This window comes from Microcystis sp. LE19-8.1F (assembly GCF_027531715.1).
Lineage (GTDB): Bacteria > Cyanobacteriota > Cyanobacteriia > Cyanobacteriales > Microcystaceae > Microcystis > Microcystis wesenbergii_A.
This window is the reverse complement of record NZ_JAPZSO010000003.1, coordinates 1-6,258: the sequence shown is the minus strand read 5'-3', so window position 1 is coordinate 6,258 and position 6,258 is coordinate 1. Positions and strand designations below refer to the sequence as shown.

The 6,258-nt window shown below is 43.1% G+C and carries 13 protein-coding genes; 7 read left to right on the top strand and 6 right to left on the bottom strand.

The window, feature by feature from the left end:
- Both O9334_RS00430 and O9334_RS00425 read right to left on the bottom strand, forming a co-directional pair.
- The coding region (locus tag O9334_RS00430; protein ID WP_272079660.1) for a helix-turn-helix domain-containing protein at positions 1 to 131 on the bottom strand (131 nt) is incomplete at its 3' end.
- A 187-nt stretch (positions 132 to 318) separates the two neighbouring features.
- Entirely contained in the window at positions 319 to 516 is a 198-nt protein-coding gene (locus O9334_RS00425) for a type II toxin-antitoxin system HicB family antitoxin (RefSeq protein ID WP_002738180.1), read from the bottom strand.
- Positions 517 to 883: 367 nt separating this feature from the next.
- On the opposite strand from O9334_RS00425, the gene O9334_RS00420 reads away from it, so the two are divergent.
- Positions 884 to 1,108: a DUF433 domain-containing protein gene (locus O9334_RS00420; RefSeq protein WP_002753441.1), complete on the top strand. Its 225-nt coding sequence runs from the start codon at positions 884 to 886 to the stop codon at positions 1,106 to 1,108.
- 244 nt (positions 1,109 to 1,352) lie between these two features.
- Here O9334_RS00420 and O9334_RS00415 read toward each other — a convergent pair whose 3' ends face one another.
- The 4 genes from O9334_RS00415 to O9334_RS00405 all read right to left on the bottom strand — a co-directional run bounded on the left by O9334_RS00415 (position 1,353) and on the right by O9334_RS00405 (position 3,446).
- The gene (locus tag O9334_RS00415) at positions 1,353 to 1,790 is read right to left on the bottom strand and encodes an aspartyl protease family protein (RefSeq protein WP_287998351.1); all 438 of its coding nucleotides are present in this window, start codon (positions 1,788 to 1,790) and stop codon (positions 1,353 to 1,355) included.
- Positions 1,783 to 1,998: a hypothetical protein gene (locus tag O9334_RS00410; protein ID WP_002770046.1), complete on the bottom strand. Its 216-nt coding sequence runs from the start codon at positions 1,996 to 1,998 to the stop codon at positions 1,783 to 1,785. Before O9334_RS00410 ends, O9334_RS00415 begins: the two co-directional genes overlap by 8 nt.
- Positions 1,999 to 2,080: 82 nt before the next feature.
- Positions 2,081 to 2,398, bottom strand: a complete 318-nt coding sequence (locus O9334_RS22990) for a hypothetical protein (RefSeq protein ID WP_502846529.1) — start codon at positions 2,396 to 2,398, stop codon at positions 2,081 to 2,083.
- A complete protein-coding gene (locus tag O9334_RS00405) occupies positions 2,379 to 3,446 on the bottom strand; it encodes an IS4 family transposase (RefSeq protein ID WP_287998355.1) in 1,068 nt (355 codons plus the stop codon). Before O9334_RS00405 ends, O9334_RS22990 begins: the two co-directional genes overlap by 20 nt.
- A 683-nt stretch (positions 3,447 to 4,129) precedes the next feature.
- Between O9334_RS00405 and O9334_RS00400 the strand changes: the two genes are divergently transcribed.
- From O9334_RS00400 to O9334_RS00375, 6 genes are all read left to right on the top strand, one after another.
- Positions 4,130 to 4,348: a DUF2283 domain-containing protein gene (locus O9334_RS00400; RefSeq protein ID WP_004163787.1), complete on the top strand. Its 219-nt coding sequence runs from the start codon at positions 4,130 to 4,132 to the stop codon at positions 4,346 to 4,348.
- A 331-nt stretch (positions 4,349 to 4,679) separates the two neighbouring features.
- Positions 4,680 to 4,943: a hypothetical protein gene (locus O9334_RS00395; RefSeq protein ID WP_287998347.1), complete on the top strand. Its 264-nt coding sequence runs from the start codon at positions 4,680 to 4,682 to the stop codon at positions 4,941 to 4,943.
- Entirely contained in the window at positions 4,927 to 5,265 is a 339-nt protein-coding gene (locus tag O9334_RS00390) for a type II toxin-antitoxin system RelE/ParE family toxin (protein WP_287998344.1), read from the top strand. The genes O9334_RS00395 and O9334_RS00390 overlap by 17 nt, the downstream gene beginning before the upstream one ends.
- A 232-nt stretch (positions 5,266 to 5,497) precedes the next feature.
- Positions 5,498 to 5,773 carry a BrnT family toxin gene (locus O9334_RS00385; RefSeq protein ID WP_287998341.1) on the top strand — a complete coding sequence of 92 codons (276 nt, stop codon included), beginning with the start codon at positions 5,498 to 5,500 and terminating at the stop codon, positions 5,771 to 5,773.
- Between the two features lie 19 nt (positions 5,774 to 5,792).
- A complete protein-coding gene (locus O9334_RS00380; RefSeq protein WP_287998338.1) occupies positions 5,793 to 6,011 on the top strand; it encodes a BrnA antitoxin family protein in 219 nt (72 codons plus the stop codon).
- A 91-nt stretch (positions 6,012 to 6,102) separates the two neighbouring features.
- Positions 6,103 to 6,258: IS1/IS1595 family N-terminal zinc-binding domain-containing protein (locus O9334_RS00375; RefSeq protein ID WP_502846528.1), on the top strand; the 156-nt coding region annotated here is incomplete at its 3' end.

The following is a 6,258-nucleotide window of genomic DNA, read 5'->3' as shown; positions in this document are numbered from 1 at the left end:
TTTTCGTACCAAGCTTGTGTTCGTTCGTGGAGAGCTTTGTTGTAAACTAATCTTACACAGCCCAATGTGCGCCGCAATAGCGACTCTTGTTCGGGTGTGGGGTAAAATCGAAACGAATAGGCTTTTTCCATACCTCACATTTTAGCATATATTTCGTAAATGTTCTAATATTTAACAGTAAAGCCGTCGTAGAACGACGGGGTTTCAGACCCAAATTTTCGATGATGATATGTTTGCCTTGGCGAATGATCCGAAAGCCTACCTTCTCCAAGGCTCGTACTGCATCTAGGTGATTTACGCCAGGAATTCTAGGCATAGTTACACCTGCATTTCAATTTCACGAATTTCCCCATCTTGCAAGCGTTCTTCTAAGGCTGCAAGATACTCACGAATTGCATCTTGGATATTGGTTAATGCCTCTTCCTCAGTATCTCCCTCGGACCAACAACCGGGGAGCGCAGGAACGCCAACAGTAATTCCTTCTTCAGAACGATAAAGGACAATTTTGTATTTCATCATAAGTTCCTTCTAGATAGCACTCGATTTTAGCTTGATAGAATTATGGATGTGGGATCAAATTGTAGCAACAGCGGAACCTCACAGCAAACTTGATATGGTTGGGTTTCCTTGCGTCAACCGTTCGGCAAAGGCTCACGGCCGAAGTTCAACCTACAGGCTACTCTAGGCTATTTATTCCCCTAGAAACGAATCGCACCGTTACATTTCATTAACCCACCCTACAAGATCGGCGTGCTGCTACGCAGTGCCTTCGGCATCGCACTCAACCAACCAAGTGACGGCGTTCCGGTGCAGGGACTTGTTATACGGCTGTTTTTGTGCAATGTGATCTAAAATAAAGGCATCTTATGACTAGGTGACAACAATGTATAAAATTTCTGTTAACCCTCAAATTCATTTTGGGAAGCCCTGCATAGAAGGGACGCGCATCACTGTGCAGAGTGTTCTTGAGTTGCTAAATGAGGGACTCTCTTTCAGTATAATTATTCAGGATTATTACCCTGATTTACAAATTGAAGACATTCGTGCTTGTCTGCAATATGCTATCGCTTTAGTAGCGGCTGAAGACATTAAACTCGTGTCGGCTTAATAATAAAATTTCTTCTCGATCAAGACGTTTACGCAATCACTGCGAGATTTCTAATTGATGCTGGACATGATGTGGTTCTTGTTGCTCAGCTTGAACTCATGAGTTTCTCTCCTATGTCTGTTTAATAAGTTTTTGCGGCTGTCTAACGGTGAAGTGCAGCGGCGGCAGATAACCTCTAACTCAGCACCAGCAGCTTTCGTCCGCTGCCACGCAGTGTTAGGTGGCTGGCAAGAACATCAACAACCTACTCCAAAAGAGCTTTAGGGCTAACTTTAGGGCTAACTGCAAACTCTAGCTGTGAACGGTAGAAACAAACATCGAACTCCATAAAAAAATTCACCTGCCCCAGAATGAGCGGAACATTTGTAGCCTGTGTCCAAGCAAAAACCATTTGAATAGGCTCAAACTGCCCAACGACGGCTTGGGCAAGCACGACACGCGCCTCGTACTGAGCCAAATTTCCTGTCAAACTCAGTGCTGTTGTTTGTCGTTCCCAATTGTACCCAAGCTCGACCCCTGTTGAATACGGCAGCACATTAACACTTGCACCAGTGTCCAGCAGTCCGGATGCTGCAATAGAAACCTGTTGATGAACCAGGGTGAATGGCAAGTAGGGGCGAAAACTAGCTTCACCTAAAGTGGCATCGCCAGCAAGAAATGGATACCGCTCGGTGTTAGGCATGGTTTTGAGCTTTGGTAGCCTGTAGCGCTTTTAACATTGTATCCGCAGCCTCATCCGCGCCATAGGGAGACCATACTGGATAAGCTTGTTCAGGCTTAATTAGCTCGGTTTCCTGCTGGGCTAGCTCAGAGATCAGAAACTGCATAATGTAAAACTTGTCTGAGCGGCTCAGTTCTCTTAATGTCGAGATTAATTTTGATGAAACCATATACTCGTGAAGCTAGGGTTACCCTTCTATTGTAGTCGCTCCAGTCCGGGGCAGCGGTATTAGCTGATTGTACCTGATGTATTCAACGCCAAGCATAAAACTGAAAAGTTTTATCTTGGTAACCCCAACGCCCCAATTGATATTCGGGAATTTCACCATCGGCAAGAGTGATCCAATCTTTGTCTGTAGGATGGAACCAACGATAAATAGCAACACTGTTTGGAAAAGATTTTAAAGAACATGAAAAAGAATATGTCTTGTCTCTATAGCCCCATGAACCAAGTTTCCAGTCATCGATTTCACCATCTCTAAGAGTGATCCAATCTTTGTCTCCAGGATGGAACCAACGATAAACAGGAACAAGATTTCCTGTCTGTGCCCTAAGTACAGGACAAAAAATGTAAGGACTGGAGAAAAAGAGAAAAGTTAGGTAATGAAGGATTGAGAATAAGATGACGAAGGTGGTCTAAACCTAGCCGAAAGAGGCTTTTTGCTCGGCGACCATGTTTCTTGATAGGAATTGGATTAAGATGATGTATCTCCAATCCTGTCTTGAGAGACCAGACCAAAGCTAAAGTCAGTAAGGCTAAAAGCTTACGCAGACGTTTTGGGTCAGTAAAGTGAGTAGATTCTAGACAAAACCCACGGGTCTTAAAGATGCCAAAAAGAGTTTCAATACCCCAACGTTGGGCATAATCCTGAATCAGACCCAGACAATCGGGCTGTCCAATGACGATGAGCAAAGAATTATCGGGTAAGCGAAGAGCCTCTACAGAAACGGGATAACCCCAAATTAGACAACTCCCCTGCAGACGTTGAGATTCACCAATGGCAAGATGGGCAAAAATAACCTTGGCGGCCAACCGCTTGCCATTGTACTCAATCTTGTCTGTCGCCCGAATTCTTAAACAGAAAGCCAGCATCGGTTCAAGCAAAAGATACCTCAGCCACGCCTGCCCAATAAACTCACGGTCTCCACACAAGCAACGAATCTCCGCAGAAGGAAAAATCTTCAGCATCTCCTCAATAAAACGCATCCGTTCATCGCTGTTTGAGTTGCCTTTTTTCTTCTTGAGCATCCACCAGAGAATGGGAATAGCTACCCCTTCATGGACAATGCCGACTGTGAGGATGTTGTAGTGATGACTACCAAATGACCAATTGGTGCGGTCAATACTCAATACCCAGGGTTGAGGGATATTGAGCCACTGGACTACAATGCGAGCTATTTCAGGGTAATCTATCTCGAAGTCCCCAAAAAAGCGTTGTAATCGTTTGTAATGGGACTCTACCAATACCCGACCTTCAAAACCTAGGGCTAATTCCTTGAGGTTGACGGTTTTTACTTTCAACAGAGCCAGTAAGAATAGAGCGAGGAAAGAGAGTCTTGCTCCGTGCCATCGCAAATGAGGTTTGAGAGCTTGTTTCAACGCATTATACTGGTTCATAGGGGTTTCGAGATTAGTGCTATTTCTCATAAAACCCCACTCCCGCCTACTTTTCAAGCTTTTTGTCCTGTACTTAGACAACTAGTATCAGAGGCTCCCAATATGAGATTCAGATCGACCTTCCCTTTCTGAAAAGAAAAGGTGCCTTCCTACTTCAGGGTTTTGTAACCGTTCCTCCACCCTATTTTGTGAAAAAGCTTGGAATGCTATCGGAATCACAGATGAAATTAATTGAAAACGGGCTGAAAGATTGGCTCCGCCTTTAATAATCGTCATATAAACCTTCGTCTTCTGGGGCATAACTATTCAGGAATGAAGGCGATCGCTAACCAACGTTTTGGGCTGAATGGTGATCACCCACTTCCCTTTTTGAAAATGATGTTTTAACAAAACGCCCTTACCTCAAAAAAGAATGGTGTATTTACGTTATCGAAAACCCTATTCGCTGTGAACCTCAAGAAGATAATCGTTTTCGCTTTTGGGCGCAGATAAGTAGTCGTGCAAAATTAATTTCCTAGTGAAGATAGGCAAAAGGCAAGAGGCAAAAGGCAAGAGGGGGTTAGATATGTGTAATTAATTTTGCTTAGGTACTTAAAAGAATTTGGCGATCGATACCTGAGAGTCATTACCCTAGAAGATAAGCTGACTATCCACAACGCCTTTCCAGACCGGAGCTTTAGACCATGAAGATTAACTACTACCCAGAAACAGACTCCCTTTATATCCACCTTGCAGACAAATCCAGTGTTGATAGCCAAGAAATTTCAGAAGGAGTCGTTGCCGATTACGATGAATTAGGGAACCTAGTCGGTTTAGACATTGATAATGCCAGCAAAAAAGTGCAACTCGGTGAATTTATTATCAATCAACTCCCCCTCGTCCCCCTGAAAGCATCTGCATAAGTTTAAGTAAATTAGGGAGAAATGAAGCGGCGATCGGCGTGTTACTCTAAATGATTTTTAATAGCCACAACTTTTAACCCATTCCCTTAAGGCTCTTCTCGACTTTGTGTGATAATTTTTGCTTATGGAATCGTGAAATGCTTACTGGGCAAGACTTTTAGGACTATTTTGCGGATATTCTATCAGTATAGACCTCGTTTCCACACAGAAACCAGAAGAGCCCCTTTTCAAAACACTTAAATCCAAATTGCGATACGCTACGCTAACACATCCTACCGTTACTAACAATTAGCTGCTAAAATTGAAGAGGAAACCAACCAAACAGCAACCCATGCTAAAAACCATCGAAGGCATTTATCAGGATGGACAAATCCGCTTCACCGAACCACCGCAATGTGTGGGTGATCGCACCCAGGTTCTCGTCACCTTTCTCGATCCTGACAAAATTAATTCTGCCAAACTACGCCAACTATTAGAACAATTGGAAACAATCAAGGGGATTCAGCAAGGCTTTGAGGAACTAAACGCGGGTCAAACTCGCCCGATTGAAGATTTCGTTCAGGAAATGCAACAAAAATATGACATTTCAGGTTGAAATTACCCCAATTACAGAAGCTCAGATTGAACAAGCCTATCGCTGGTATCGAGAGCGTAATCCTGAATTTGCTGATCGTTGGTTTCGAGAATTAATGAATACGATAGCAACTCTCCAAGAGAAACCTCAGCGTTGTGCATTGGCCGTAGAACATGAAATTTTTCCCGAAGAAGTACGCAAACTTCTCTATGGAAAAGCAAAAAATGTGTATCGAGTGCTTTTTGCCATTCGAGATGATATCGTTTATGTGTTGTATGTTCGCCACAGTTCCCAAGCACCTCTGACGTTAAATGATGTGGAAGAGCTAAGAGGTGGTATTTAGGGCGATCGCCTTAGAAACACTTTCATCCAGTGCGATCGCTATCTTCTTATTAATTAAACTTTAAAATTGCGATCATTTTGGTTTTTGAAAGAGCGATCAGCGATCATCTAGGATGCTTTACTTAACGCGTCTTTTTGCTTTTTTATTATCCATATCACAACCCCAATAACTTAGAGCGTGGCGGTGACAACAAATTGCAACTACAATGGATTGTTGTAATAGTCGTTCAGTTATGGAATACCAATGGGATGAAGCAAAACGACTTACTAATCTTCGTAAACACGGTATAGATTTTGCCGATGTTCCTGCCGTATTTGATGGAGACATCTTAACCGTTGAAGATGAGCGTCTCGATTATGGAGAGCAGCGTTTTGTCACATTCGGCTTACTAAAAGGGCGAGTTATTGCCGTTGTCCATACCGAACGTGAAGATCACACTCGTATTATTTCTGCAAGAAAGGCAACGAAATATGAACAACGAACCTACTTTGAGCAACTCTCACACTGATTGGCAACGATTAGACCAAATGAGCGATGAAGATATTGATTTTTCGGACTGCCCAGAAATTACCCCCGAAATGTTTGCTAGGGCCGTAGTGCGGCGAAATGTCCCCGTAACCAAGGCCAAAACTCAAGTTACTCTCCCCATTGATAATGATGTATTTGAGTGGTTTAAATCTCAGGGAAAAGGCTATCAGACACAGATCAATCAGTTGCTCCGAGCCTATATGGAAGCGCACCAATAACCAATAAAAAGCTAATGGCGGGGATGAGGACTCTAGTGCGATCAGCGATCCCGGGCGTTGCATAATAGAGATATGAATGGAGGAAATCAAAATGCAATGCCCTGAATGTAAATCTACCCATATCCGTAAAAATGGCATCAATAAACAAGGTAAACAAAATCCTATTTGTGTAACCGGTGGCCGTCAATTTATTGATAACTATGAAAAACAGAAAGGCTATGACGAAAAAACGAAGCGAGAATGCCTA